Below are 24,265 nucleotides of genomic sequence, written 5' to 3' on the forward strand. Positions count from 1 at the left end.
CGGGGACTCCCCAATAGACGGCTGCGAGCGCTGGCAAAGTTTTTGGAGCCAACGCGTTCCCGGATGGATTGATGCTCACGTTGAAGGCTTCCTGCATATCGCTCAGGGGAAAAGACGTACTCAGTCGCTGCGCAGCTTCCCCCACCATCGGTCTCAACCAAATGCCAGGGCCCGCATATCCTTGACCGACAGGAAATTGTCCCAGGGTCCAAGCGCCCACCGATGACCATACGGAGCGGGTTGCATCGGACAGAGCAGCGCTCATGCTGCTCCAGGCCTGGCTGGTCACCAACGTTGGAAGAGCGAAGGCGGCTGCGGCAGAGAACAGAAGGACAATGACTGACAATGTGGCGCGTGACGTGCGGGAGGGTCTTCTCCTCTCGAGAAGTAGCCAGATTCCGACCGCCGTGAGCACAGCTACGGCTACGAATGACCCCCGGCTTTGGGTAACAAGCAGTATCGTCCAGGCCGCGGTGATGAATAGCAGAATTCCAGCTCGTCGCTTAACGCGGAGCAGCGATCCCCCGAGGGCAATGAGTAGGCCGGCCCCGAGCGCTGCAGCTTCAAATCTGAATCCGCGAATTCGCTGGGCAAAGTTAGGGGTGAAATGAAGAACGCCGTTCTGTTCGATTAGTTGCGGTACGCTGGCGGAAACAAGCGCGGAGAAGAGCAAAAACACGAAGCTCAGGCAGAACGCTGCGCAAAGTACGGTTGGTGTGTGATGTGCCGCACGCACTCCTGTACGCAAGACTAGTACGAATATCAGAAGATTTAGCGCGACTCGTATGCCGCTATCTATGGGTACATCTCCAGAATTTGCGCTCGCAAGAATCGGCAGAGTGAGGAGGGTCACAAACAAGCCGCCCGCCCACAAATACAGGAGGATTTTCTCCACCCGCCGCCCGCTGGTTGAAGAGGGGGGTGGAAGAAGTAGGCCCGCGGTGACGAGAGCAATCCACGCCGGTGATTTTGCGAGGCCCCCGCCTAGTTCGGCTAGAGGGGCCAGATCATCAAACGGCATTAACAATCCGCCGGTCAATAGCAGGATTACTGCGGAGCGACGTCGGGCATTGGTAAGCGGCCTCACCCTGAGTCTTGATCGTTCAGTTCGTGAGACTGTCGAAAACGTTTCAATCACTCCCATTCGACACGATCTCGTATAATCTTTGCGGGAGCGCCAGCCACCATAGAGAACGCTGGAACGTTTCGCGTGACAATGCTTCCGGCCGCGACCACGGCGCCGTTGCCGATGGTTACGCCTTTCAAGATTGTTGACCGCGCCCCAATCAACACGTGATCTCCGATGTGCACTGGTGCTGATCTCTGGCGCGAAAGTCCGTCATGGTAATCGGTGTCCACAATACACACGTCCCAGGAGATTGCGCAGTCGGCGCCGATGGAAACTTTGGCCTCGCTGAATATCTCTACACGGCGATTGAGGTAGGTGCGAGCTCCGATATGTATCTGAGCTGCAGGGGTGTCCAGGTGAAACCTGCAATCTGGGAAGATGCGCGCGCGGTTTGCAATGGTCAGCAAACCTCCTCTTTTGGAGCGGATTGACGGCAATCCGTCGACCCTGACGAGGCCGTCTATACGCACGCAGCGGGATATAGACAGAATGACGCCTCGTAGAGCTCCGAGCAGCTTGTTTAGTGAGGTCATGAGGCAGTCTCCCCTGGCGCCAGAGCGGCCTTGGCGGTCTTGCCGAGGATGACTGCGTCGCCGAGCAGCGTCCAGTTCTCGACATACGACAAATCGAGCCGCACGGACTCCTCCCACGACAGGGAGGAGCGACCGCTGACCTGCCATAGGCCGGTGATGCCGGGCTTGGCGAGGAAGCGACGGTGGACGTGGTCGGCGTACTGGGCCACCTCGGAGGGCAGCGGCGGGCGCGGGCCCACGAGCGACATGGAGCCGCCGAGGACGTTGAACAGCTGCGGCAGCTCGTCGAGGCTGAACTTGCGCATGATGCGGCCGATAGGGGTGACGCGGGGGTCGTTCTTCATCTTGAAGAGGACCTCATTCCCGGAGTCGCGCTGCTGCTTCGCGAGTGCCTCGAGCAGGTCTTCGGCGTTGACGACCATCGAGCGGAATTTGAGCATCGTGAACTCGCGGCCGCGGTAGCCGACGCGCTTTTGTCGGAAGAGCACCGGGCCCTGGCTCGACAGGCGCACCGACAGCGCGAGGAATGCGAGCAGCGGGCTGAGCACGATGATGCCGAGCAGGCTCGCGACGATGTCGACCGTGCGTTTGAGGAACGACTGGCCCTTCGAGAACCGCGGCGTCTCGACGTGGATGAGGGGGAGGCCCGCAACGGGACGCGTGTGGAGGCGCGGGCCGGCGATGTCGGTGATGCTCGGCGCGAGGACGAGGTGCTGACGGCCGGCCTCCAGGCTCCATGAGATCTCCTTGACCTTGTCGGCCGGGAGGTCGTCGGCCGAGGTCACCGCCACGGTGTCGGCGCCGGTGGCGTCGAGGGCGGGGAGGATGGCATCCACGCTCCCCATAACCGGGACGTCGGTGCCGGGGATGGTGTCGGCCACCTTGCCGCTGGGGACGCATGCCCCGACCACGCGGTAGCCCGCGCTGGGGTTGCGGGCGAGCTCGCGGGCGAGCTGCGTCACCGATGAGAGGGAGCCGACGAGGAGCACGTTCGCGGAGTACTTGCCGCGCGACCTCTTCATGACGAGCCACTGCCGCCACAGCCATCGCGTGAAGACGAGGACGACGATGCCGACGGGGAGGCTGATGAGCAGGTACCCGCGGGCGACGTCGACCTGCGTGAGGAACGCGATGATCGCGATCGTCCCGAACAGGCGGAAGCTCGCGTCGACGATGCGGATGTACTCCTGGGAGCCGGTGCCGATCACGCGGTCGCTGCGGGAGTCGATGAACGACAGCGACCACATCCACGCGACGATCAGCACGATCGAGAAGACCCAATAGGAGATGTCGGTTATGCGGCTGTCGTTCACGGCGGCGAGCTGCGCGTTGCCGAGCCCGAACCAGGCGATCTGCGTGCCGTACACGACCCACACCAGTGCGGCGAGGTCGGTGATGATGAGGTTGCGGCGGTACTTCTGGCGCCACCGGCTCCGCACGGGCGCACCGGAGCCACTGGTCGCCCCGCGGCCAGCCGGCAAGCGGTTGGTATCTGCGCGCGGCAGCACTGCGTCATCGGCACCCTGCGACGTCGATGTCGCGCCGACCGTTAGGTCAGACGTCACAGCGCGGTGGCCCCTTTCACCCCAAAAATGCCCCAGTTTTCGGTTCTCCCCGGACGGACAGTAACACGATGCAGCGAACAGTCATGCACGGGCGAGGTTACGAAGATATTTCGCCGCGTAGCGCAACCCCTTGTTTGGTCGACGGTGCTATGCGGTCGGGCCGCAAGCGGTGTCCCCCGAAAGGTGGACAAGACGAAAGTCCCGGACAGGCAACGATTCTGCGCAGCGTGCAAAAAGACACATCCCGAACATGAGGAACCGCTAATGTGCACATTCGGGGATCTCGCAGGCTAACTACTTCCGACCCCGACAGTGGAGACGATCGGGGTGCCGAATGCGAGAGGGGGAGTGGTGACGACATCGTCCTTGGGGGTCGAGATTCTGGATGCCACCCCTCTGCGCCTCGGCATCCCGATCGCGTCCACCGCTCCGCGTCCCCCAAAGAGGGGACACCGTTTTTCCCTGACCCGCACGACAATCGATATGTGCGTTCGGGGGGTAGCCACCGCCCCCACCACCCGGGTTAGCCTCGACACCGCGGCCCGACATGTGGCCGCGACAAGGTGGCATCCCTCTCCGACGCCGATGACGCGAGGAAACGCCTTCCGCGCGCCGTCGAATCTCGCCGAACAAGGATCACCGTGAACAACACCGCCTCGCAGCTGTCGCCGGAAACGCGCCGGTGGATCACCGCCTTCGCCATCGGTCTGGTGGTGGCGCTGATCGCCGTCGTGGTCTCGGTCGTCTTCGACCATTCGGCGGTCGCGGTGTTCTACATCGGTCTCGGTGTGCTGCTCGTGGTGACGGGCCTCGCCTACGGCGCCTGCGTCCTCAAAGCCCGCCGCCGTTGAGATGAGCGCGCTCCTCGCCGAGGCCCTGTCATGACCGCGCGGAGATGGATGGCCGTCGTCGCGGGGACCGCTGCCGTGGTGTTCGGTGCGGTGACCGTCGTCTTCCTGCTGCAGCCGTGGCGGTCGTGCGAGTACGAGGACACCGCCTTCGGCTGCGCGATGCTCGCCGGAGACGTGGATCTCATGCTGGCCGCCGGCTTCGCGACGCTCGTGTGCGTGGCGGCGTTCTTCGGAGCCCTCAGCTGGAAGACCGTGCCCCGGCGCTGACGCGGCCGCGAGGAGCGGCATCCATTCCGTCGAGAAAGGGGCCGTCCCCGATCGCAGGAGCGACCGGAGATGGCGAAGGGTCAGCGGCCGAGGCCGACACGGTCGACGCGGCGGTGGTAGCGCATGCCGGCGAGACCGCCCAGGATCGCGCCGACGAGGGTCACCACGGCGGCGCCGAGGGCGGTCAGGATGCCGGTGGTCGTCGCGCTCTCGGGGGTGACGGGGATCCGCGGGAAGCTGTTCAGGTTGCCGAGGATGTCCCACTGGCTGCCGGCGATCGCGGTGACGATGGCGACGACGATCGCGATGACGACCGCCCAGATCCACACCGCGATGCCCTGCTTGAGGCCGCTGAACCGTGCCATGCGTCCCGCGACGTATCCGCCGGCGTAATAGGCGACGAACAGCACGACGGCGATGACGATGACGCCGATGATCCCGACGGTGTCCGCGTTCTGCGTCGCGGCGTCGGCTGCCTCGTCGGCGGAGCCGGTCTGGCTGAGGCCGATGCCGGCCCCGATGGCGGCGGCGAGGGCGGTGAGCAGGACGGTGAGGCCGGTGGCGGTCAGCCAGCCGAAGAACGCCGAGCCGAACTTGAAGCCGCCGAACTCCTCCTTCTCTCGGGCGACCACGTCGTGGCGGAGGGAGGAGTCGGAGTCGACGGGGACGGCAGCACTGGAGGAGGAGCTGTCGAAACGTGCGGCGGGATCGTGCCGCTCGCCGCGGGGCGTGTTGTCGTCGTTTCTGGGGGAATTCATGGGCGCGACGGTAGATGCGCGCAGAATCGCCGACCTACAACGTTGCTTACGGCGTAAGTCACGCGTACACTCCCTCCGCCCACGACGCGAGCCCCCTGTTGCGCCTCCCGGAGGTGCCAGACTGGGCCCTTCGGGAGGGGAACCGAATGGTGCAGGACGGCAAGACGACGCCGCGCGGGGGTGCCCGCAAGCTCAGCCGGGAGCTGATCATCGACGCTGCCCTCGGGCAGATCGACCGGGTCGGGGCCTCAGGCCTGTCGATGCGGAACCTGGCGCAAGAGCTCGGCGTCGAGGCGATGTCGCTCTACCGCTACGTCAACGGCCGGGAGGACCTGCTCGAAGGCGTCGTCGCGCTGCTGATGAACGATGTGCTCACGAGCATCCAAGGCGCCGTGAACGAGCAGTGGCAGGCCTTCCTGCAGATCACCGCGCACGAGATCCGCGGCATCGCCGTCGCCCACCCGCGCGCGTTCCCCCTCGTCGCCACCCGCCACCCGGCGGCTCCCTGGCTGCGGCCGCCGCTGCGCAGCGTCGACGTCGTCGAGGTCTTCCTGTCCGCGCTGATCGCGCACGGCTTCTCCGACGGGCAGGCCGTCAACGCCTACCGCGCGTTCAGCAGCTTCCTGCTCGGACAACTGCTGCTGGAGTCCGCCGTCCGCGGCGCCGAGACGGGGCCGGCGGAGGAGCCCCTCGACGAGGGCGGGGCGGACATCCCCGGCAAGGACGGCGAGGCCACCCTCGACGACGCCCCCACCGTCCGCAAGCTCCGGGCGATGCTCAGCGAGGACCGCGCCGACGAGGAGTTCGAGGTGTCGCTGGAGTCGCTCCTCGACCGCCTCGACCGCGAGCTCTCGCAGTAAGGGCGTTCGGGGGATGGATGCCACGGCATCCCTGTCCCGTATGTGACGCTCCGGCGTTCGCTGGGCTCGGGGGAGTGGCATCCCTCCCTGGAAATGACGACGCGGGCCGGCCCCGGCGGTGATGCCGGAACCAGCCCGCGTCGTGAGGGGGTCAGACCTGCGGGGGCAGCGGGGGACGCTGCGCCTGGGTGCGGGTCGTGGGCTCGGCGGTGCGGGTGGTGTCCTGCGAACGCGTGGCGTCCTGGACGGCACGGCCGGCCTGCTTCGCCTGCTCGGTGACCGAGGGAGCGCCGTTGACCTCCTGCTGGATCTTCGGGGCCTCCTCCTCGGCCTTGGTCAGGAACTTCTCCCAGCGCTCCTGCATCGGCTTGATGAGGCCACCGCCGGCGCCGACGATGATGACGCCCGCGATGATCGCCAGCACGGTGATGAGGATCGGGGTGGTGACCGTCGTGGCGACCTCGATCTGGTTCAGCGCCGCGGTGACGCCGAGGAACAGGATGAAGATCGCGACGATGTTGCCGAGGACCTTGCCGTACGACAGGCCGCCCAGGGTGTTCTGGATGAGGCCCTTGGCGCCGGCGGCGATGGCCGAGGCGATGACGATGATGATGATCGCGACGATGATCTTCGGCAGGAAGGCGATGATGCCTTCGAGCAGGTCGCTGACCGGGTTCGGTCCGAAGACGCCGAAGGCGAACTGCAGGACGAACAGCACCAGGGCGTAATAGACGATCTTCGCGACGATGTCGGACGCGTCGAGCTTGGACTTCGCCAGCGCCTTCTTGATGCCGCCGCGCTCGACGAGGCGGTCGAAGCCGACCTTCTCGAGCAGTTTCTCGAGACCCTTCGAGATGAGCTTCGCGACGATCAGACCCACGATGAGGATCAGGAGGAACAGCAGGGCGAGCGGGACGAACGCGATGACCGCGGCCAGACCGTTCTGGAGTACAGCGGGAACATTCATGGGACAGTCCTTACTTCTCTGACGCATCGCGTCCGGAAAGGCGGGTGGGGCCGCCGTTTACGCCGTAAGTCTGTCAAGGGGAATTTCTCAGCGGAAAAGCTTGAGCCGCATATCGAGCCTGTGGTATTGCCTGCGAGCATCCGGCTTGACGGTGCCGCGGAGAACCTGCATGCTGTCATACAGCTGACAGGTTGCACCCGCGGTACGCCCCGCTCGACGACGAGAGAGACCTCATGGCATCCATCCCCGATCTGGCCGCCCTTCCGCCGGTCGCCGCCCCCGATATCGACGCGCTCGCCGCGCGCGTGGCCGACAGCGGACGCGTGTTCGTCGTGCTGGACGACGACCCGACGGGGACGCAGTCCGTCGCCGACCTGCCGGTGCTCGGCGGGTGGGGCGTCGAGGACTTCGCCTGGGCCTTCGCCTCTGGCGCCCCGGCCGTCTACGTGCTGACGAACTCGCGCAGCCTCGCGCCCGCCGACGCGGAGCGGATCAACCGCGAGGTCGTGCGCGCGGCGCTTAGTGCCGCGGCGACCGCCGACATCCGCGTCGACTTCGTCAGCCGCAGCGACTCCACCCTGCGTGGGCACTACCCGCTGGAGCCGCTCACCATCGCGGACGAGGTCGCCCGCGCGGGTGGCGCCCGCATCACGAACACGGTCATCGTGCCGGCCTTCCCCGACGCGGGCCGCATCACCGTCCGCGGGGTGCACGGCGTCCTCGACGGCGACCGCTTCACCCCCATCGGCGAGACCGAGTTCGCCCGAGACTCCACCTTCGGGTTCGCGTCGTCGCGACTGGCCGACTGGGTCGAGGAGAAGACGGGCGGTGCGGTCGAGGCCTCCCGCGTCGTCGAGGTGACCATCGACGCGCTGCGTGACAGCCCCGCCGCGGTCGCCGAGATCCTGCGCTCCGCGCCGGACGGGGCGCCCATCGTGGTCGACGCCGTCGTTGAGGAGGACCTGCTGCAGCTCGCCCTCGGCCTCGAGATCGTCGAGTCCGAGGGGCGCGCGTTCGTCTACCGCGTCGGACCGCCGTTCGTGCGGGCTCGGATCGGCCAGCGACGCCGCCCGCCGCTCGACCCCGACGGCGTCATCGCCGACCGGGCCACCCGCGGCGGCCTCGTCGTCGTCGGCTCGCACGTCGGGCTCACCAGCCGCCAGCTGGCCCACCTCGTCGACCACCGCGACCTCGCCGCCGTCGTCGAGATCGACGTGCCGCGTCTGCTCGACCCGGCCACGGGGAGCGACGAGGTCGCGCGCGCCGTCGCCGCGGTGACGTCGGCGCTCGTCCGCGGCGACGTGGTGCTGCACACCAGCCGCACGCTCGTCCGCACCGACGACCCCGACGAGAGCCTCGACATCTCACGCCGCGTCTCGCAGGCCGTCGTGGACACCGTCCACGCCGTCGCCGAGCAGACCACTCCGCGCTTCGTCATCGCCAAGGGCGGCATCACCTCGAGCGACGTCGCCACGCGCGGCCTCGAGATCCGCCGCGCGCGGGTGCGGGGATCGCTGTTCCCCGGCATCGTGTCGGTCTGGGAGGCGGCGGACGGTCTGGCCTCCGGCATCCCGTACGTCGTCTTCGCGGGCAACGTCGGCGACGACACCACGCTCACCGGCGCGGTCGAACGGCTGTCCGCCGGCTGAGCTTCGAGGCCGTGCCTACGGGGCCTGCGGGCGGTTTCGGGCCCGGGATGCCACGGGTCGGGGCCGCGGGGCCTACGGCGCGGTCACGACCTTGACCTCGCGGTCGTCGAGCACGAAGCGGAGCGTCTGGCCGGCGTCGTAGCGGGCCGACAGCTCGGGCGGGGACTGCGGTCCCACCACGACCTGGACCGTCGGGCGGAGGGATCCCGACCCGCACGAGCGCTCGAACGACTCCACACTCTCGCTGCCGTCGCGCGAGACGTACAGGCACGACACCGCCGAGTCATCCAGGTCCCACCCCGTGCTGACGATGACCAGGCCGAGGAAGTCGTCGTGCCGGACCGAGTGCTCGGGGCGCGGGACCAGGGCCTCGGGCCAGGCGAGGGACGGCGCGGCCGCTAGGCGCGCGATCTCCGTCCGCTTCATCCGCGGGCCGTCGAGGGCGAACCAGAGTGCGGCGACGACGGCCGCGGTCGCGACGACCGCGATGCCGACGGCGATCCATCCCCGGCCGCCGATCCCCGCGCGCGGCCGATCGCGGAGATGCGGGGCGGGCGAGGCGTTCATCTGGGGGCCTTCATCTGGAGTCGTTACCGCGAGTGTGCGGAACGGTGCTAACGGCGACAACCCCACTTGTCCTCGACCAAGATGGGTGTATGCGGGCTCGCGCGTCGAGCCTCCGCGCATTCTTCTTCGCTCGACGGATGAAAATCGGGGTGAATGTAAGGAAACGCCTTTCTCGTGTCAACCCCATCAGGCGGAATCCTTTCTTGGTGTACCCGTGCGCGACTCGTAGACTTGCCCTGCGATTCGGCCCTTCGGTCCCTCGCGACATGACGTCCTCGCCACGGGAATCGCGGAATCGGCGGGGGAACGAGCCGCCGAGAGGATCCACCCCATGACCCACGCCCCGCCGCCGACGCGCCCGCGGCGCCGACGCTTCGGAACCGGCGGGGTCATCGCCGTCGTGATGATCGCCGTCGTCGCGATCACGGCGGTCGCCCTGGGGTCGGTGACGATCCCCGCCGTCATCACGAGCATGCGGCAGGACACCGTGCTCTTCGCGACGCCGACCCCGGAGCCGTCGAGCGCGCGTCCGACCCGGACGCCGACCCCGACCCCGACGGCGACCCCGACGCCGACTCCCACGCCGACGCCGACCCCCACCCCGCCGCCCCCGCCTCCGCCGCCGCCGGTGCCGGCGTCGCCCGCCGCCCAGGCCTGCGACGGCGGCGCGACCACGCTGACCGTCTGGGCGCACCCCGACGACGACATCATCTTCGGCAACCCGACCATCTCGGACGCGATCGCGGCCGGGCAGTGCGTGCGTTCCGTCTTCCTCACAGCGGGCGACGCCGGACGAGGGATGCCGTACGTCACCTCCCGCGAGCTCGGCATCCTCCGCGCGTACAACCACATGCGCGGCAGCGGCGAGTTCTGGACCAGCGAGGACGTCACGCTCAACACCGGCGTGCACGTCACCCGCTTCTCGCCGAAGGACAGCGCCCGCATCTCGGTGCTGTTCCTGCGGCTGCCCGACGGCAACATCACCGGCGCCGGTTTCCCGTCGACGGGCTCCGTCACCATCAGCAAGCTCATCGACGGCGCGATCCCCGCGATCGCCCCTGTGGACGGCGGCCCGGCGGTGACCGCCGCACAGCTGACCGGCAGCGTCACCGAGATCGCCGAGGCGCTCCAGCCGACGCAGACCCTCACCCACATCCCGAGAGGGAGCGCCTTCGCGCCCGGCGACCACCCGGACCATTCCGTGGTGGGCACCATCGTCCGCGGATCGGTGGGCGCGGTCGCGGCAGCGGCTCCCGGCATCCGGTATCTCGTCGGCTATCCGTCGATGGACCTGCCCGCCAACCTCGGCGGATCGCAGCTGGACGAGAAGGTCGAGACGTACCGGATCTACGCGAAGGAAGACAGCGTCATCCGCTGCGCCGACCGTGCCGCGTGCCTGGCCACCCGCAAGTTCGGGCAATGGCTGCAACGCTCCTACCCCAAAACCGAGGCCGAGCTGCAGATGCAGTGACGCGTGCGTGCGTGCGCATGCAGCACAAGCCTCGATGAGGCGCAAGCGGTGTGGCATCCCTCGCCGGATCGGGTTTCGTGGAGAACTCGGAACCAAGGAGGCGACATGGGTGTAGGACGTTGGATCGGCACGGGAGCCGTCGGAGTCGCGGGCGCGGTGTTCGCCAAGACGGCGGTCGGACGCGCCGTGACCGCGGGCACCATCGCCTACCGCGTGTGGAAGGACCCGAAGGTGCAGAAGGTGCGCCGCAAGGTCGCGTCGAAGGTGCTCAAGAGCCGCCAGGCGCGGCGCCCCTGACGACACGAGCCCGCCGACGTGACAGGTGCTGTCGGGTCGGCGGGCTCGGTGTTCGTCCGGGGTCCGTCCGGGTCCGTCCGGGGCCGTTCGGAGTCCGTCCGGGTCGGTCCGGTGTTCGTCCGGTGTTCGTCCGGGTCCGTCCGGGTCAGGGGTGGGATGCCGCGCGGGCGCTGTCGCGGACGGGGTCAGGCCTCCGTCGTGGCGTCCTCGACGCGGGCACGGGCCTCGCGCTCGGCGATGATGTCGACGAAGTCCTTGACCGGCGCGTCGGCGAACTTCTCCACCGCGGCCACGGCCTCGTCATGCACGACCGCCGGCTCGGCATCCGGGAATCGCGCCTTCACGCGCTCCTCGACGCCGGCGATGGTCCCGTCCTTGTCGAACCCCTCCGTGCGCTGAGTCATGTCCCGACCTCAGTGCGCGTAGGTGCCGTGCAGGATCGCACGGCCCAGGGTCTTGAACGCCAGGTTGAAGGACACGACCGCGGGGGAGGCGTCGGGCTCGGCGCCCAGCTTCTCCTCCGCGACCGCGTGGACGACGAAGAAGTAGCGGTGCGGCTGGTCGCCCTGCGGCGGGGCGGCGCCCATGAAGCCGGACTTGCCGCCGTCGTTGCGGACGTGGAAGGCACCCTCGGGCAGATCCCCCGCGGCGAACCCGGTCGGCAGCTCCGTCGTGTCGGCGGGAAGGTCCACGAGCACCCAGTGCCAGAACCCGCTCGGGGTCGGCGCGTCGGGGTCGAAGCACGTCACGGTGAACGACTTCGTGCCCTCGGGCGCATTCGACCACCGCAGGTGCGGCGAGGTGTTGCCCTTGTCGGCGACCTGGTCGTCCTTCAAGGGCTGGCCGTCGGTGACGTCGTCGCTGACGACATCGAACGACGCCGCGGCGGGAAGCAGCGGATACGGATCGGGGCTCTGCGGTCTGGTGAGGTCAGCCATGAGCGGCACGATAGGACGTCGACCTGACGGGACCGGGGGTCTTGACGGCGGCTTCCGTCGCCGTGGTTGCGCGCGTGCTGCGGGGGTTGGCCGTGAGTTGGCGCAGATGTACGCCGCGGGGGTGCGGCGGCGTGCATTTGCGGCAAGTCAGCGTGGTTTCCGGGGTGGGCGGGGGCGCGTGCTGCGGGGGTTGGCCGTGAGGTGGCGCAGATGTACGCCGCGGGGGTGCGGCGGCGTGCATTTGCGGCAAGTCAGCGTGGATTGCGGGGTGGGCGGGGGCGCGTGCTGCGGGGGTTGGCCGTGAGTTGGCGCAGATGTACTCCGCGGGGGTGCGTGGACGTGCATTTGCGGCAAGTCAGCGTGGATTGCGGGGTGGGCGGGGGTCGCGTGCTGCGGGGGTTGGCCGTGAGTTGGCGCAGATGTACGCCGCGGGGGTGCGGCGGCGTGCATTTGCGGCAAGTCAGCGTGGTTTCCGGGTCCGCGCCCGGACGGCTCCGCTGGGAGTGCCGATGCCGCCCGGGCTGTCCGGGGCTCCGAAGCCGAGGCGGTGACCGGCCATCTTCGGCTTGGATGCCTCACGCTACGACCGCCGTCGCCGCCGACCCCGGGCTTGACGAGCCCCCCTGACGTCTGCCCGGCCGGGGTGTGAGGCCTCGCGCTCGGGCGGTGGGGCGGTGGGAGTGGCCCCGGGGCGCCGGAAGTGGCCCCGGGGCCACTTCGATAGAAGGGGAGAGGGCCGGCGGCGGGGTCAGGCGTCGGTGAGGGGCAGCGAGAGGAGCTCGCGTGCGGCCGCGTGGCATCCATGAGGCGAGGGGATGCCGTAGTCGGACTCGACCACGGCGTGGAGGTCCGCGGCGAGCTGTTCGACCGAGGTGCCGTCGGCGAGAGCGGCGAGGACGGGGACGATCAGGTCGTCGTACTCGTCCTCGGGCCAGCCCGCGCCGATGTCGTGGACACCGATCGGGTCCCAGGCGTAGAGGACGGCACGAACACGCAGGGCGTTGGGCGACAGTGACCGCGGCGGCGAGGACGTCTGCATGCCTGGGAGTGTTCCCGGCCTCTCTAGGTGTGGGCTGTGCGGGGTCGATGCACCCGGTGAAGAGACGCGAAGACCCGCCGGGCGGGTGGGTGGGCGGTACCTGGGCGGCGGGGATGGTTCCACCTCGCGGCGCTCGTGCGGCGGCTCCGCGGCGCGTGGGATGGAAGCCACGTGTGCCGGTGCGCGGTCCCTGCAGCGGTCCGCCCGGCCGTGACCCGGGAAGGACACCGTGCAGCCCGACGACCTCGAGACCCCGAGCGACCGTGTCCGCGCTCGCCGTCTCGCCCGCCGTGCGACGCTGACCCGCCGCGGGCTGCTCGTCGGAGGTCTCGTCGCCGCCGGAGGCGCGGTCACCGCGTTGGTCGCGGCGACCCTGCCCGACGGGGGCTCGCTGGATGCGGCGCCGCAGGGGGTGGCATCCATCCCCCCGCCCGTACCGACTGAGGGGCCCGTCTCGCCCGCCGCGGAGCCCGCCGGCACGCAGACGCTCCTATCCATCTGGGCGCACCCCGACGACGACATCATCTTCTCGAACCCCGGGCTGACGGAGGCGATCGCGGAGGGAGCGACCGTCCGGACGGTGTTCGTCACCGGCGGCGACGCCGGACGCGGGCTCGACTACATGCGGTCGCGCGAGCTCGGCATCATGAAGGCGTACAACCGCATGCGCGGCAGCACCGCCGACTGGACCCCGCGGCAGATCACCCTGCTGACGGGCGCGCGCGTGACGAGGTTCGTCCCGGACGACGACCCGCGGTTCTCGCTGACCATGCTGCGCCTTCCGGACGGGAACCTGGATGCCACCGGCTTCGCCGCCACCGGACGCACGGGTCTGACGCAGCTGCTCGACGGTCGGGCGCCCACGCTCAGCCCGCTCGACGGAAGTCCCGCCCTCGACGTCACCCGGCTGCGGGCGAGTCTCGCGGAGCTGGTGGGGGCGGCCCGGCCGACACGGGTGTCGACGCACATCCCGCGGGGGAGTGCTTTCGCGGCCGGCGACCATCCCGACCACTCGTGCGTCGGGGAACTCGCCCGCGGCGCGATGCCTTCGGCCGGGGTGTCGGCGGCGGCGGTGTCGTACTTCCTCGGCTATCCGTCGCAGTCGCAGCCGGCCAACGTCGCCGGCGAGCGGCTGGACGACAAGGTCGAGACCTACCGCACCTACGCGCAGGACGACCCGGTGATCCGCTGCGCCGACGCCCACGCCTGTCTCGCGCAGCTCGGCTTCGGGCAGTGGCTGCAGCGGTCGTACAGCAAGAGCGACGCCGAGCTGTAGCCGCGCTGAGCCTGCCCGCCGCGCGGGCGGGGGTCGGTGTCGTGGGGCGTCGGTCGGTGTCGTGGGGCGTCGGCCGGCGCTGCGGGGCGCTGTTTGTGCACGGGGGCGGTCGATGCTCGCCCCGGTGCACGAATGGCGCCCCGGACGGGAACAGGAGGGGAGCGTCGGGTCAGGCGTCGGCGGAGCGCCGCGGGACCGAGACCGACAGCCGGAACCCGCCGTCGGCGGGCGAGGCCTCGAGGTGGCCGCCCAGCAGCTCGGCGCGCTCGCGCAGACCGCGGAGGCCCGTGCCGCTGGAGGGGAGGGTCAACGCGTCCATGGTCCCGGACGAGTTGCAGACCACCACGTCGATCGTCGTCGTGGTCGCGACGGCGCTCACGTCGACCCGCGCCCCCGGAGCGTGCTTGCGGGCGTTGGTGAGACCCTCCTGGACCGTGCGGTAGACGGCACGCTGCACCGCCGGAGCCAGATCGTCGGGCAGGTGCGTGCGGAGGGTGGCATCCATCCCGCTCTCCTCGACGAGGCGGGGGAGGTCCTCGATCGTCGGCTGCGGCGCCTCGGACGGGGTGACCACGCCCTCGGCGCGCAGGACCCCGACCATCTGGCGGAGCTCGTCGAGCGTGCGGACGGCGAGGGACCGGATGACGCGGGCGCCCTGCTGCGCCGTCGGATCGGCCGACGCGACCTGGAGCGCCCCGGCCTGCACCGCGATCAGGCTGACCTGGTGCGAGACGACGTCGTGCATCTCGCGCGAGATGCGGGCGCGCTCGCCGCGGAGGACGTCCTGCTCGTCGCGACGGCGCTCGGCCTCCCGCGCGGCCGAGAGGTCGGCGAGGCGGTCGGACAGCTCGTGCCGTGTGCGGACGAGCGCGCCGAGGGCGATCGGCGTCGCCGCGTACATCAGCGCGTACAGGAGCGACGGCGCGAGGTAGTCCAGCGGCGGCATCTGCCAGTCCGGGAGCAGGAAGCAGAGGAACGTCACCGCGCCGGCCACGACCATCGGCCAGACGCGGCGGGTCCGGACCGACAGCGCGTAGAGGACGATCGGGGTGGCGATCGTCATGGCATCCACGACGAGTCCCGGCAGGACCATCGCGAACGCCACCCACGGCAGCCGGCGGCGCAGCAGCACGCCCGCGACCGCGACGACGGCGAGGGTCGTCTCGAACGGCGACCACCAGCCGACCGCGACCGCGACGTCGACGAACGCGGCACCGGCGAGCACGACGTCCACGAGCAGGGCGAACCACCACCGGTGGCGGATCTCCGCGAAACGGCGGCGGAGGGATGCCACGGCGGAGGGCGCCGCGGGGGAGGGGGTCTCGCGGGGGCGGGACTCCGCGGCATCCCTCATCTGCGGTCGCTGCCCACGCGGGCGCGCTCCGCGATGAGCGCCGCCTCGAGACGAGACGACACGGCGAGCTTGGCGAGGATGGCGCTGACGTGGTCCTTGACCGTCGCGCCGCTCAAGTGGAGGCGGCGGCCGATCTCGGCGTTCGACTCGCCCGTGGGCAGCCGGGACAGCACGTCTCGCTCGCGCTCGGTGAGGAGGCTCACGCGCTGCAGCGCGTCGCGGTCGGCGCCGCCGGCGTACCCCTCGACGAGGGTCCGCGACACCTGCGGGGAGAGGACGACGCCTCCCGCGGCCAGCGTGCGGACCATGGCCGCGAGGTGTTCCGGGGCCGTGTCCTTGACGAGGAACCCCGAGGCGCCGTCCTGCAGCGCGCGGGCGATGTACTCGTCGGTGTCGAAGGTCGTCAGGATGCCGATGATCGGACGCATCGGCTCGTCGCGCAGCTCCGCGAGCACATCGAGGCCGCTGCGACCGGGCATGCGGATGTCGAGCAGCACGACGTCGGGGTGCAGACGGCGGATCGTGTCGACCGCGTCGTCGCCGTCGACCGCGGCGACGACCTCGATGTCGTCCGCGGCTCCGAGGATCAGCTGGAAGCCCGAACGGACGAGCGCTTCATCGTCCACCACCACGACACTGATCACGACAGACACCATACGATGTGCGGCTCTCCGCGTGCTGGAGGGGGTGAAGCCCCGGGCCGGGGGCGGGTGAGGTGGGGCCCTCGGGCCAGGGGGGGGGGGGGGGCGGGCGAGGCCGGGGTGGGTGAGGTGGGGGCGTCGGGCCCGGGGTGCGGCGGGCGGCCGGGGTCGGACTGTCGGCTCGGGCAGGGCCTGTGGCATCCATCCGGGGCGACGACGACAGGGGCGGGAACGCCAGAGTGCCCGAGGCGGGGATGCCACGGGGGCACCGGTGCCTCGGGCACTCGCGGGTGCGGCACCGTGGGGGCGGTGCCGGCGGGTGCGGCGCCGTGGGGGTGGCGTGCCGCGATGGACCGGAACGGGATGCTGCGTGGGGGTGCGGCACCCCGCCCCGGCCGTCTGTGGGGGTCAGTCGTCGGAGACGGTGACCGTGACCTCGATATTGCCGCGGGTGGCGTTCGAGTAGGGGCAGACCTGGTGCGCCTCGTCGGCGAGCTGCTGGGCCAGGTCGTGCTCGACGCCCGGGAGGACGACCTCGAGGAGCACGGCGAGCTGGTAGCCGCCCTGCCCGTTCGGGCCGATCTGGACGCGGCCGCCGACCGAGGAGTCCTCGAGCGTGATCTTGTGACCGCGGGCGACGGCGTGCAGCGCACCGTGGAAGCACGCGGCGTACCCGGCGGCGAAGAGCTGCTCGGGGTTGGTGCCCTGGCCGGAGCCGCCCATGTCCTTGGGCGGGGCGACCTCGAGGTCGATGTAGCTGCCGGCGGTCACGTGACCGGTGCGACCGTGACCGGTCGAGATGGCTTCAGCGGTGTAGAGAACGTCCATGGGGTGTTCCTTTCTCTGGACGGGGGGAGGGATGCCGCAGGCGCGGGGCTCAGGCGGAGCGCCGACGCGCGGTCGTCTTGGGGCGGCGGGGCGGGGCACCGACCGCGGAGAGCACCGCGTCGGGCTGGTCGCGCAGGCTCTTCATCGCGTCGGTCAGCTGGTGGAGGGCGTCGACGAGCTCGCGGGCGCTGTCGGCGTCGGTGAGGCCCGCGCCGTAGGCGATGCACTGCGGTACGTGCGCGAGCTCCTCGCGCATCTCGCGGCCGCGGTCGGTGAGGGTGACCGCGACCACGCGCTCGTCCTCTACGCTGCGGCGGCGGACGACGTAGCCGGCGTCCTCCATGCGGGCGAGCATCGGGGACAGGGTGCCGGAGTCCAGCTGCAGCGCCTCGCCGAGGCTGCCGACGGTCTGGTCGCCATCGGACCACAGCGTGACGAGGGCGATGTACTGCGGGTAGGTGAGGTTCCAGGGTTCGAGGAGCACGCGGTAGGCCTGGGTGGTGGTGCGGTTCGCGGCGTAGAGCGCGAAGCAGACGAGGGCGTCGACGGCGGGCATGCGCCAAGCATTGCACACAACTGAATTGTGCACAACTCTCCTTCGATGGTTCTCCGGCCGCGCTTCAGGCGAAGTGGGCGGCGTTACGGCGAGGGCCGACACGCCCGGCGATCCGTTGGTCCCGCGCGATGTCAAGCCCTGCCGCAGAGCCCGGTCGCGCCCTGAACATGGTCCGCATGACCCCCCGAAGCGACGCGAGCATGACCTCGTCGTCCGGTCTTCCCGCCGACGGAGACCGCGACCTCCTCGCCATCAACGGGCACCACTTCGATCTCGGCATTCCGGAGTCGTCGGTCGGCTGACCGGCATCCGGCGCGTGCTCCCGCGGGGGCGCACACCCGCCTCGTGCCGTGCGTCCGGGGTGGCCTCTCGCCGCCTCGCTTAGGGCGTCCGCCGTCCGTCCGGCGCGCTCACGCGAGTGGCCCCGGGGCCACTTTGCGCGCCCCGGGGCCACTTGCGTGCGTGGGTGTCGGGGCCAGAGCGCGGGCGTCGGCGCGGGGGCTGAGCGGGTGATGCGGGGCAGTGGTTGGCGAGTGGCCCCGGGGTCACTTTGCGCGCCCCGGGGCCACTTGCGTGCGCGGGTGTCTGGGCCAGGGCGGGCGTCGGCGCGGGGGCTGAGCGGGTGATGCGGGGCCGTGGTTGGCGAGTGGCCCCGGGGTCACTCTGCGCGCCCCGGGGCCACTTGCGTGCGCGGGTGTCTGGGCCAGGGCGGGCGTCAGCGCGGGGGCTGAGCGGGTGATGCGGGGCCGTGCATGGTGAGTGGCCCCGGGGCCACTTTGCGCGCCCCGGGGCCACTTGCGGAGACCGGGCGGAGCTGCGGTCGAATGGCGTCGAGAGCGTCGCCTACTCCGCGGCGCGCTCCACCGGGGCCTCGGCCGCGTCGTCGTCGCCGATCACGTGGCGGGTCACCAGCAGCTCCGAGACGCGGCGGCGGTCCACGGCGCTGACCTGCAGAGTCGCGCCCTCGACCTCGACGATGTCGCCCACGCGCGCGAGACGGCCCAGCCGCTCGATGACGAAGCCGGCGACGGTGTCGGAGGCACCGCGGGGGAGCGCGACGCCGGTCGCCTCCTCGAAGTCCTGCAGGTTGAGACGGCCCTCGACCACGCCGTGCTCTCCCTCGGCGAGGGGCTGTTCGGCGTCGGTGTCGTATTCGTCGAAGATCTCGCCGACGACCTCCTCCACCAGGTCCTCGAGCGTGACGATGCCGTCCGTGCCGCCGTACTCGTCGACGACGACGGCGATGTGACTGCCGTCCGCCCGCATGGACGTCAGCGTGGGCAGCACGCGGGCCGTCGAGGGGATGTACCGGATGGTGCGCATCACGGACGTGATGGGGCTCTGCGGGTCGTCGTACAGGTCGCGGACGTGCACGAACCCGATGACGTCGTCGATCGTCTGCTCGGCCACGGGATAGCGGGAGTACGGAAGGTCGCGGACCTGCTCGATGGCCTCGCCGATGGTGCCGGCGGCATCCAGGGTCACCACCTCCGGACGCGGGCGCATGACCTCGCTCACGTGCCGGTCGCGCAGGGAGAGCACGTCGTCGAGGATGCGCCGCTCGTCCGCGGGGAGACCCTCGTGGCTGGAGACGATGTCGCGCAGCTCCTCCTCGGTGAGCTCCTCACCCGTCTTGTTCGGGTCGCCGCCCAGCAGGCGGACGAGGAGGTTCGTCGAGAGGGACAGCAGCCAGATCACGGGCCGCATGAGCGTGGCGAAGCCGTTCAGCACGGGGGCGACCGCGTACGCGAACGACGCGTTGCGCTGGATCGCCAGACGCTTGGGCACGAGCTCGCCGAGCACCAGCGACAGGTACGCGATGACGAGCGTGAGGGCGATGGTGGCGACGGTGCCCGCTGCCGCTTCGCTCAGTCCGAGCGAGACGAACAGCGGCGTCACCGACGGCGCGATCGAGGAGGCGCCGTACGCGGCCGACGCGAAGCCGGCGACCGTGACGCCGATCTGCACGGCGGACAGGAACGTGTTGGGGTTCCGTGCGAGGTCGGCGACCTTCTGCCCGCGCTTGCCGCGCGCCGCGAGGCCGTTCACCTGGCTCTCGCGCAGCGTGACGAGGGCCATCTCGGTCGCAGCGAAGACGCCGCCGATCAGGACGAACACGACGACCAGGACGATATTGAGAGCGAGGTCGTTCATCGATTCACCTCCCCCGTTCCGAGAGACGCGCCCGGGGTCACCCGGGCGCTCGTACTATGACCGTCGGAATCGGCAGAAAGGCTCATGTCCCGAGTGTAGTGAGGGCAGGCTGAACGGATGCCGCCCGGCCGGGGGCTTGCGCACGGGAGAGTCGCTGTGATCGCGGGCCGGCGCTCAGCGATCGGTGCGCAGGATCGCGCCGTCGGCGGCGGAGACGTACACGTCGACGTCGTCGCGGAAGCCGACCTCCCACGCCCACGTGCCGTCCTCGTCGTCCAGCGTGACGTCGTCGATGCCGGCACCCGACGGGTTCTGGGCCGCGGCGATGCGGATCGCGTCGGCGAGGGTCGTCACGGCGCTGTCGAGCGCGGCGCGGTCCTCGTCGTCGTCGCGCGAGGAGTCCACGGTCGAGCCGTCGGCGCTGACGCGCACCTCGACCTCGCGGTCGCCTGCGGCGACGTGGACCTCCCACGTTCCGTCGTCCTCCTGGTCGAGCTCGATCGCGCGACCGCCGGCGGAGGACTCGGCGGTGGTGGCCGCGGCGACGGCCGTCTCCCACGTCGAGGCGGTGTCGCTGCCGCCACCAGTGGGGGCCGGGGCGGCGCTGCTCTGGGCGCCGGATCCCTGGTCGGCGGTGACGGTCACGGTCGGTGCGGCGGCGTCGCTCCCGTTCGAGCACGAGGTCAGCACGAGCGCGGAGGCGACGGCGAGCAGGGCGAAGGCGGGGGTGCGGTTCATGCCCCGAGGGTAACGACCGACCTCGTCCGTCACGGCCCGCTTGCGCCCGCGGCATCCCCTGTGCCCGGGATGACGCGGCGACCGGTCTTAGCGGAGGCCCGCGCGACCGTCAAGACGTGGGGTTCGGTCAGGTTCGGTGTCGAATATGTCGGCCATGAGCGAGATCACCGCACACCACGGACTGCTGACCGACATCAACCTCCACGTGGACGACACCGGCGGCTCGGGCCGTCCCGTCGTCCTCATCCACGGCTGGCCCCTCTCGGGCGAGTCCTGGGCCCACCAGGTCCCCGTCCTCGAAGAGGCCGGCTACCGCGTCGTCACCTACGACCGCCGCGGCTTCGGCCGGAGCGACAAGCCGCGTTCGGGCTACGACTACGACACCTTCGCGGACGACCTCGAGGCCGTCCTGACCTCCCTCGACCTGCGCGACGTCACGCTCGTCGGCTTCTCGATGGGCGGCGGCGAGGTGGCGCGCTACATCTCCCGCAACGGCGCCGCGCGCATCCACAGCGTCGTCTTCGCCGCGGCCGTCCCGCCGTACCTGGCCAAGACCGACGACAACCCGGAGGGCCCCCTCGACGACGCGACCGCGGACGGCATGAAGAGCGGCCTGAAGGACGACGAGAAGGCGTTCTACCACCAGTTCACGACCGACTTCTTCTCGGTCGACGGCGAGCTGAAGGTGTCGGAGGCCGACCGCGCCGAGGCCGAGCGCCTCGCCAACCAGGCCGACCACCACGCCGCGCTGAAGTCGATGGAGGCGTTCGCCACGACCGACTTCCGCGAGGACCTGCCCAAGGTCACCGTCCCCACCCTCGTCATCCACGGCGACGGCGACGCGACGGTCCCCTTCGAGGGCTCGGGCAAGCGTACGCACGAGGCCATCGTCGGCAGCGAGCTCCACGTCGTCAGCGGCGCCCCGCACGGTGTGAACGTCAGCCACGCCGACGAGTTCAACCGCGTGCTCCTCGACTTCCTGCAGCGCTGAGCCCGCGGCATCCAGGGTCCGCCTTCTCTCTCGCCCGCGTTCGCGCGGAGGAGGACCCGGGATGCCACGACGCCCCCGCCACCATGATCGGTGGCGGGGGCGTTCGCGTGTGCGGGCTCAGTCGCGGGGCGTGAGCAGGTCCTGCGGGAGCGCCTCGGTGCCGCCGGTCTGGACCGCGTCGCGGGAGGCCTGACGGTCCGAGCGGCCGGTGCGGGCGGGGCGGTCGCCCCGCGGAGTCGCGGCCGGGGTCGCGGTGTAGGTGCCGTAGCCGCCGTATCCGTAGCCGTACCCGCCGTAGCCGTACGCGTCCGGACCGCGGGTCGGGACCATCGTGAGGGCCACGCCGGCGACCTTCGCACCGACCGTCTCGAGCGCGTCGAACGCGCCGGTGAGCTGGTGGGTGGTGGTCTTGCCGGCGGCGACGATGACGATCGCGCCCGCCGTGGACTTCGACAGCACCGCGGCGTCGGTCACCGGCAGCAGCGGGGGAGCGTCGCAGAGGACGACGTCGAACTCGGCCGTGAGCGCCTCGAGCAGCTGGTTCATCTGCTTCGAGCCGAGCAGCTCGCTCGGGTTCGGCGGGATCTTGCCGGCGGGCAGGACGTACAGCGGGCGACGGCCCCACGGGAGCATGACGTCGGCGACGCGGGCGCGTCCGATGAGCACGTCGGTCAGACCGGCGTTGCCTTCGAGTCCGAGGTACTCGGCGACCTTCGGCTTGCGGAGGTCGCAGTCGAGGAGCGCGACGCGCTTGCCCGCGTCGGACAGGGCCACGGCGAGGTTGATCGTCGTCGTCGACTTTCCCTCGCTCGGCAGGCTCGAGGTGACGACGAAGCTGTGCCCGCCGTCCATCTCGAGGAACTGCAGGTTGGTGCGCAGCGAGCGGAACGCCTCGGAGCGGGTGTTGTGCGGGTCGGCCTCGAGGATGAGCGGCCGCTCCTTCGCCTTCGGATCGAAGGGGATCGCACCGATGATCGGGCGGTCGGTGAGACCCTCGACGTCGCGGGGCGTGCGCACGCGGTTGTCGAGGACCGCGCGCAGGACCGCGAAGCCGATGCCGAGCGCGAGGCCGACGAGCGCGCCGAGCGCGAGGTTCAGCGGGACGTTGGGCGAGACCGGCGCGGAGGACGGGACGGCGTCCTCGGTGAGGGTCAGCTTGACCGGGCTCGGGTCGCCCTCGTTCGTCGTCTCCAGGCGCGGGACGGCGGCGGTCAGGCTCGCGGCGACGTTGTTGGCGATGTCCGCGGCGAGGGTCGGGTCGGGGTCCGACACCGAGATCTGGATGAGCGTCGTGTTGAGCGTGTTGGACGCGGTGACCTTCTCGGCCAGCTGCGCCGCCGTGAAGGGCAGCTCCATCTGCGAGACGACGGGCGCGAGGACGACCTGCGTGCCCACGAGGTTCACGTAAGTGGCGACGCGCGCCTGGGTGAAGCTCGAGCCCTGCTGCAGCTCCTGCACCGACCCGGAAGTCTGCGTCGAGACGAACACCTCGGCCGAGGCCTCGTACTGCGGCGTGCGGGTCAGCGAATAGCCCGCGGCGATCGCGATACCCAGAAGGGTCGTCGCCAGGATCACCAGCCAGTTCTTTCGCAGAATGCGGATGTAGTCGCTGAGCTCCATGGCACCTCTTCTGTCAGCCCCCGGGTCATCATGCCACAGACGTGTTTCGCGGCCGTGTCCTGAAATCGGGCCTCGCGGCGCCTTTTCGCACCCCGGCCCGCGCTGTTTCGCGCCCGGGCGATGTGGTGGTGGGTGGGGTGGCCGTGACTTGGCGCAGATGTACGCCGTGGGGGTGCAGGGGTGTGCATTTGCGACAAGTCAGCGCTGTGGTGGTGGCCGCGGCCGTGGTGGTGGTGGGTGGGGTGGCCGTGACTTGGCGCAGATGTACGCCGTGGGGGTATGGGCGCGTGCATTTGGGGCAAGTCAGCGCTGTGGTGGTGGCCGCGGCCGTGGTGGTGGCCGTGGTGATGGTGGGGTGCCGTGACTTGGCGCAGATGTACGCCGTGGGGGTATGGGCGCGTGCATTTGCGACAAGTCAGCGCTGAACAACGCCGTGCACAGAACGTCAGTGCGGGGAAGGGGCCAGCGCGCAGAAGGGGGCGTCAGCGCAGAAGGAAGAGTCAGCGCGGGCAGGGGGAGAGGGCGGCACGGATGACACGGGTCACGGCATCCATTCCGGGCATCAGCTGCCGGGCGGAGAGCTGATACGTGTCCCACGAGCGGCGGTAGGGGTCGACGACGTCGTCGTCGGAGGGGTCCGCGGGCAGCTCCGCCTCGCCCCGACGCTGCGACAGGAGGGCGAGCGCGGCCCGTACCCGTGCGTGGGGGTCGTCGCCGGCCTCGTCCGCGGCGCGGGCGATCGCCGCATCGTCGACGCCGTCGGCGAGGCGGGCGAACTCCCGGGAGGTGAACGCGGCACGCGTCCGGGCCGGTGCGAGGGCGACGGCGGCGGACCGGTGCTCCCGCGTCATCCCGAGGACGAGGTCGACGTCGTCCAGGTGCGTCTCGTTCAGCCAGCGTGCGAGGTGGCCGGCGCTGGTCGCGGGATCCACCCCCAGCTCGGCGGCCAGGCGGAGCGCCTCCGGGGTCATCGGCTTGTCGACGAGACCACGCGTCCCGGCGCTCGCGACGACGACGTCGAGGTCGGCGAGGCGGGCCGCGAGTATCTGGGCGGCCAGGGGAGAGCGGCAGATGTTGCCGGTGCACACGGTGAGGATCCGCACGGTGCGATCGGCGGCGGGCGCGGCGTCTCCCGCGAACAACGAGGACAGGTCCAGGTCCAGCACGGTTCCCCCTTCCGCGATGCCCCGCGTCGCTCGGGCGCGGCGAGTCTATC

General features: G+C 70.4%; 25 protein-coding genes. 9 read left to right on the top strand and 16 right to left on the bottom strand.

All coding sequences use genetic code 11. The annotated features are described in order from the left end of the window. Positions 1-1,134 precede the first annotated feature (1,134 nt). Both ACO03V_RS13225 and ACO03V_RS13230 read right to left on the bottom strand, forming a co-directional pair. Positions 1,135-1,662, bottom strand: a complete 528-nt coding sequence (locus tag ACO03V_RS13225; RefSeq protein ID WP_423137889.1) for an acyltransferase — start codon at positions 1,660-1,662, stop codon at positions 1,135-1,137. After that, positions 1,659-3,143 (bottom strand): sugar transferase, encoded by a 1,485-nt coding sequence (locus tag ACO03V_RS13230; protein WP_423137984.1) that lies wholly within the window; start codon positions 3,141-3,143, stop codon positions 1,659-1,661. Before ACO03V_RS13230 ends, ACO03V_RS13225 begins: the two co-directional genes overlap by 4 nt. 725 nt (positions 3,144-3,868) lie before the next feature. Here ACO03V_RS13230 and ACO03V_RS13235 point away from each other — a divergent pair. Continuing rightward, positions 3,869-4,078 (top strand): hypothetical protein, encoded by a 210-nt coding sequence (locus ACO03V_RS13235; protein WP_387056109.1) that lies wholly within the window; start codon positions 3,869-3,871, stop codon positions 4,076-4,078. A gap of 30 nt (positions 4,079-4,108) precedes the next feature. Then, a complete protein-coding gene (locus ACO03V_RS13240; RefSeq protein ID WP_423137890.1) occupies positions 4,109-4,345 on the top strand; it encodes a hypothetical protein in 237 nt (78 codons plus the stop codon). Between the two features lie 80 nt (positions 4,346-4,425). On the opposite strand, the gene ACO03V_RS13245 is transcribed toward ACO03V_RS13240, so the two are convergent. Beyond that, complete coding sequence (locus tag ACO03V_RS13245; RefSeq protein ID WP_423137891.1) at positions 4,426-5,103, bottom strand: hypothetical protein; 678 nt, start codon at positions 5,101-5,103, stop codon at positions 4,426-4,428. A gap of 146 nt (positions 5,104-5,249) precedes the next feature. Here ACO03V_RS13245 and ACO03V_RS13250 point away from each other — a divergent pair, with 146 nt between their 5' ends. Next, complete coding sequence (locus tag ACO03V_RS13250) at positions 5,250-5,963, top strand: TetR/AcrR family transcriptional regulator C-terminal domain-containing protein (RefSeq protein ID WP_367728925.1); 714 nt, start codon at positions 5,250-5,252, stop codon at positions 5,961-5,963. Between the two features lie 151 nt (positions 5,964-6,114). Here the strand turns inward: ACO03V_RS13250 and ACO03V_RS13255 are convergent, their stop codons facing one another. Then, positions 6,115-6,930, bottom strand: a complete 816-nt coding sequence (locus tag ACO03V_RS13255; protein ID WP_387056114.1) for a mechanosensitive ion channel family protein — start codon at positions 6,928-6,930, stop codon at positions 6,115-6,117. Between the two features lie 233 nt (positions 6,931-7,163). Here ACO03V_RS13255 and ACO03V_RS13260 point away from each other — a divergent pair, with 233 nt between their 5' ends. After that, positions 7,164-8,579 (top strand): four-carbon acid sugar kinase family protein, encoded by a 1,416-nt coding sequence (locus ACO03V_RS13260; RefSeq protein ID WP_423137892.1) that lies wholly within the window; start codon positions 7,164-7,166, stop codon positions 8,577-8,579. A 72-nt stretch (positions 8,580-8,651) separates the two neighbouring features. Here the strand turns inward: ACO03V_RS13260 and ACO03V_RS13265 are convergent, their stop codons facing one another. Next, entirely contained in the window at positions 8,652-9,146 is a 495-nt protein-coding gene (locus tag ACO03V_RS13265) for a hypothetical protein (protein WP_423137894.1), read from the bottom strand. Between the two features lie 331 nt (positions 9,147-9,477). On the opposite strand from ACO03V_RS13265, the gene ACO03V_RS13270 reads away from it, so the two are divergent. Then, entirely contained in the window at positions 9,478-10,617 is a 1,140-nt protein-coding gene (locus ACO03V_RS13270; protein WP_423137895.1) for a PIG-L family deacetylase, read from the top strand. Between the two features lie 105 nt (positions 10,618-10,722). After that, the gene (locus ACO03V_RS13275; protein WP_367728939.1) at positions 10,723-10,914 is read left to right on the top strand and encodes a hypothetical protein; all 192 of its coding nucleotides are present in this window, start codon (positions 10,723-10,725) and stop codon (positions 10,912-10,914) included. 185 nt (positions 10,915-11,099) lie between these two features. Here the strand turns inward: ACO03V_RS13275 and ACO03V_RS13280 are convergent, their stop codons facing one another. The 3 genes from ACO03V_RS13280 to ACO03V_RS13290 all read right to left on the bottom strand — a co-directional run bounded on the left by ACO03V_RS13280 (position 11,100) and on the right by ACO03V_RS13290 (position 12,891). Further along, positions 11,100-11,318, bottom strand: coding sequence for a three-helix bundle dimerization domain-containing protein (locus ACO03V_RS13280; protein ID WP_423137896.1), 219 nt, complete (start codon positions 11,316-11,318; stop codon positions 11,100-11,102). Positions 11,319-11,327: 9 nt separating this feature from the next. Further along, on the bottom strand, positions 11,328-11,852 hold the full coding sequence (locus ACO03V_RS13285) for a YbhB/YbcL family Raf kinase inhibitor-like protein (RefSeq protein ID WP_423137897.1): 525 nt from the start codon (positions 11,850-11,852) through the stop codon (positions 11,328-11,330). A gap of 748 nt (positions 11,853-12,600) precedes the next feature. After that, complete coding sequence (locus tag ACO03V_RS13290; protein WP_367728949.1) at positions 12,601-12,891, bottom strand: hypothetical protein; 291 nt, start codon at positions 12,889-12,891, stop codon at positions 12,601-12,603. A 229-nt stretch (positions 12,892-13,120) separates the two neighbouring features. Between ACO03V_RS13290 and ACO03V_RS13295 the strand changes: the two genes are divergently transcribed. Then, positions 13,121-14,167 carry a PIG-L family deacetylase gene (locus ACO03V_RS13295; RefSeq protein WP_423137898.1) on the top strand — a complete coding sequence of 349 codons (1,047 nt, stop codon included), beginning with the start codon at positions 13,121-13,123 and terminating at the stop codon, positions 14,165-14,167. A gap of 169 nt (positions 14,168-14,336) precedes the next feature. On the opposite strand, the gene ACO03V_RS13300 is transcribed toward ACO03V_RS13295, so the two are convergent. From ACO03V_RS13300 to ACO03V_RS13315, 4 genes are all read right to left on the bottom strand, one after another. Then, positions 14,337-15,521 (bottom strand): sensor histidine kinase, encoded by a 1,185-nt coding sequence (locus ACO03V_RS13300; RefSeq protein ID WP_423137899.1) that lies wholly within the window; start codon positions 15,519-15,521, stop codon positions 14,337-14,339. Next, positions 15,518-16,165 (bottom strand): response regulator, encoded by a 648-nt coding sequence (locus tag ACO03V_RS13305; protein WP_423137900.1) that lies wholly within the window; start codon positions 16,163-16,165, stop codon positions 15,518-15,520. Before ACO03V_RS13305 ends, ACO03V_RS13300 begins: the two co-directional genes overlap by 4 nt. 405 nt (positions 16,166-16,570) lie before the next feature. Then, positions 16,571-16,990 (bottom strand): organic hydroperoxide resistance protein, encoded by a 420-nt coding sequence (locus ACO03V_RS13310; RefSeq protein ID WP_367728960.1) that lies wholly within the window; start codon positions 16,988-16,990, stop codon positions 16,571-16,573. 49 nt (positions 16,991-17,039) lie between these two features. Continuing rightward, positions 17,040-17,546: a MarR family winged helix-turn-helix transcriptional regulator gene (locus tag ACO03V_RS13315; RefSeq protein WP_423137901.1), complete on the bottom strand. Its 507-nt coding sequence runs from the start codon at positions 17,544-17,546 to the stop codon at positions 17,040-17,042. A 176-nt stretch (positions 17,547-17,722) separates the two neighbouring features. Here ACO03V_RS13315 and ACO03V_RS13320 point away from each other — a divergent pair, with 176 nt between their 5' ends. Further along, a complete protein-coding gene (locus ACO03V_RS13320) occupies positions 17,723-17,848 on the top strand; it encodes a hypothetical protein (RefSeq protein ID WP_367728964.1) in 126 nt (41 codons plus the stop codon). A gap of 541 nt (positions 17,849-18,389) precedes the next feature. On the opposite strand, the gene ACO03V_RS13325 is transcribed toward ACO03V_RS13320, so the two are convergent. Both ACO03V_RS13325 and ACO03V_RS13330 read right to left on the bottom strand, forming a co-directional pair. Continuing rightward, complete coding sequence (locus tag ACO03V_RS13325) at positions 18,390-19,700, bottom strand: hemolysin family protein (protein WP_423137902.1); 1,311 nt, start codon at positions 19,698-19,700, stop codon at positions 18,390-18,392. Between the two features lie 174 nt (positions 19,701-19,874). Next, on the bottom strand, positions 19,875-20,438 hold the full coding sequence (locus tag ACO03V_RS13330) for a PepSY domain-containing protein (RefSeq protein ID WP_423137903.1): 564 nt from the start codon (positions 20,436-20,438) through the stop codon (positions 19,875-19,877). Between the two features lie 154 nt (positions 20,439-20,592). Between ACO03V_RS13330 and ACO03V_RS13335 the strand changes: the two genes are divergently transcribed. Further along, positions 20,593-21,429: an alpha/beta fold hydrolase gene (locus ACO03V_RS13335; protein ID WP_423137904.1), complete on the top strand. Its 837-nt coding sequence runs from the start codon at positions 20,593-20,595 to the stop codon at positions 21,427-21,429. A gap of 117 nt (positions 21,430-21,546) precedes the next feature. Here ACO03V_RS13335 and ACO03V_RS13340 read toward each other — a convergent pair whose 3' ends face one another. Next, positions 21,547-23,049, bottom strand: a complete 1,503-nt coding sequence (locus ACO03V_RS13340) for a polysaccharide biosynthesis tyrosine autokinase (protein WP_367728972.1) — start codon at positions 23,047-23,049, stop codon at positions 21,547-21,549. 500 nt (positions 23,050-23,549) lie between these two features. Next, positions 23,550-24,215 (bottom strand): low molecular weight phosphatase family protein, encoded by a 666-nt coding sequence (locus tag ACO03V_RS13345; protein ID WP_423137905.1) that lies wholly within the window; start codon positions 24,213-24,215, stop codon positions 23,550-23,552. Positions 24,216-24,265: the final 50 nt, after the last annotated feature.

The sequence above is a fragment of the Microbacterium sp. HMH0099 genome (assembly GCF_049384025.1).
Classification (GTDB): Bacteria; Actinomycetota; Actinomycetes; order Actinomycetales; family Microbacteriaceae; genus Microbacterium.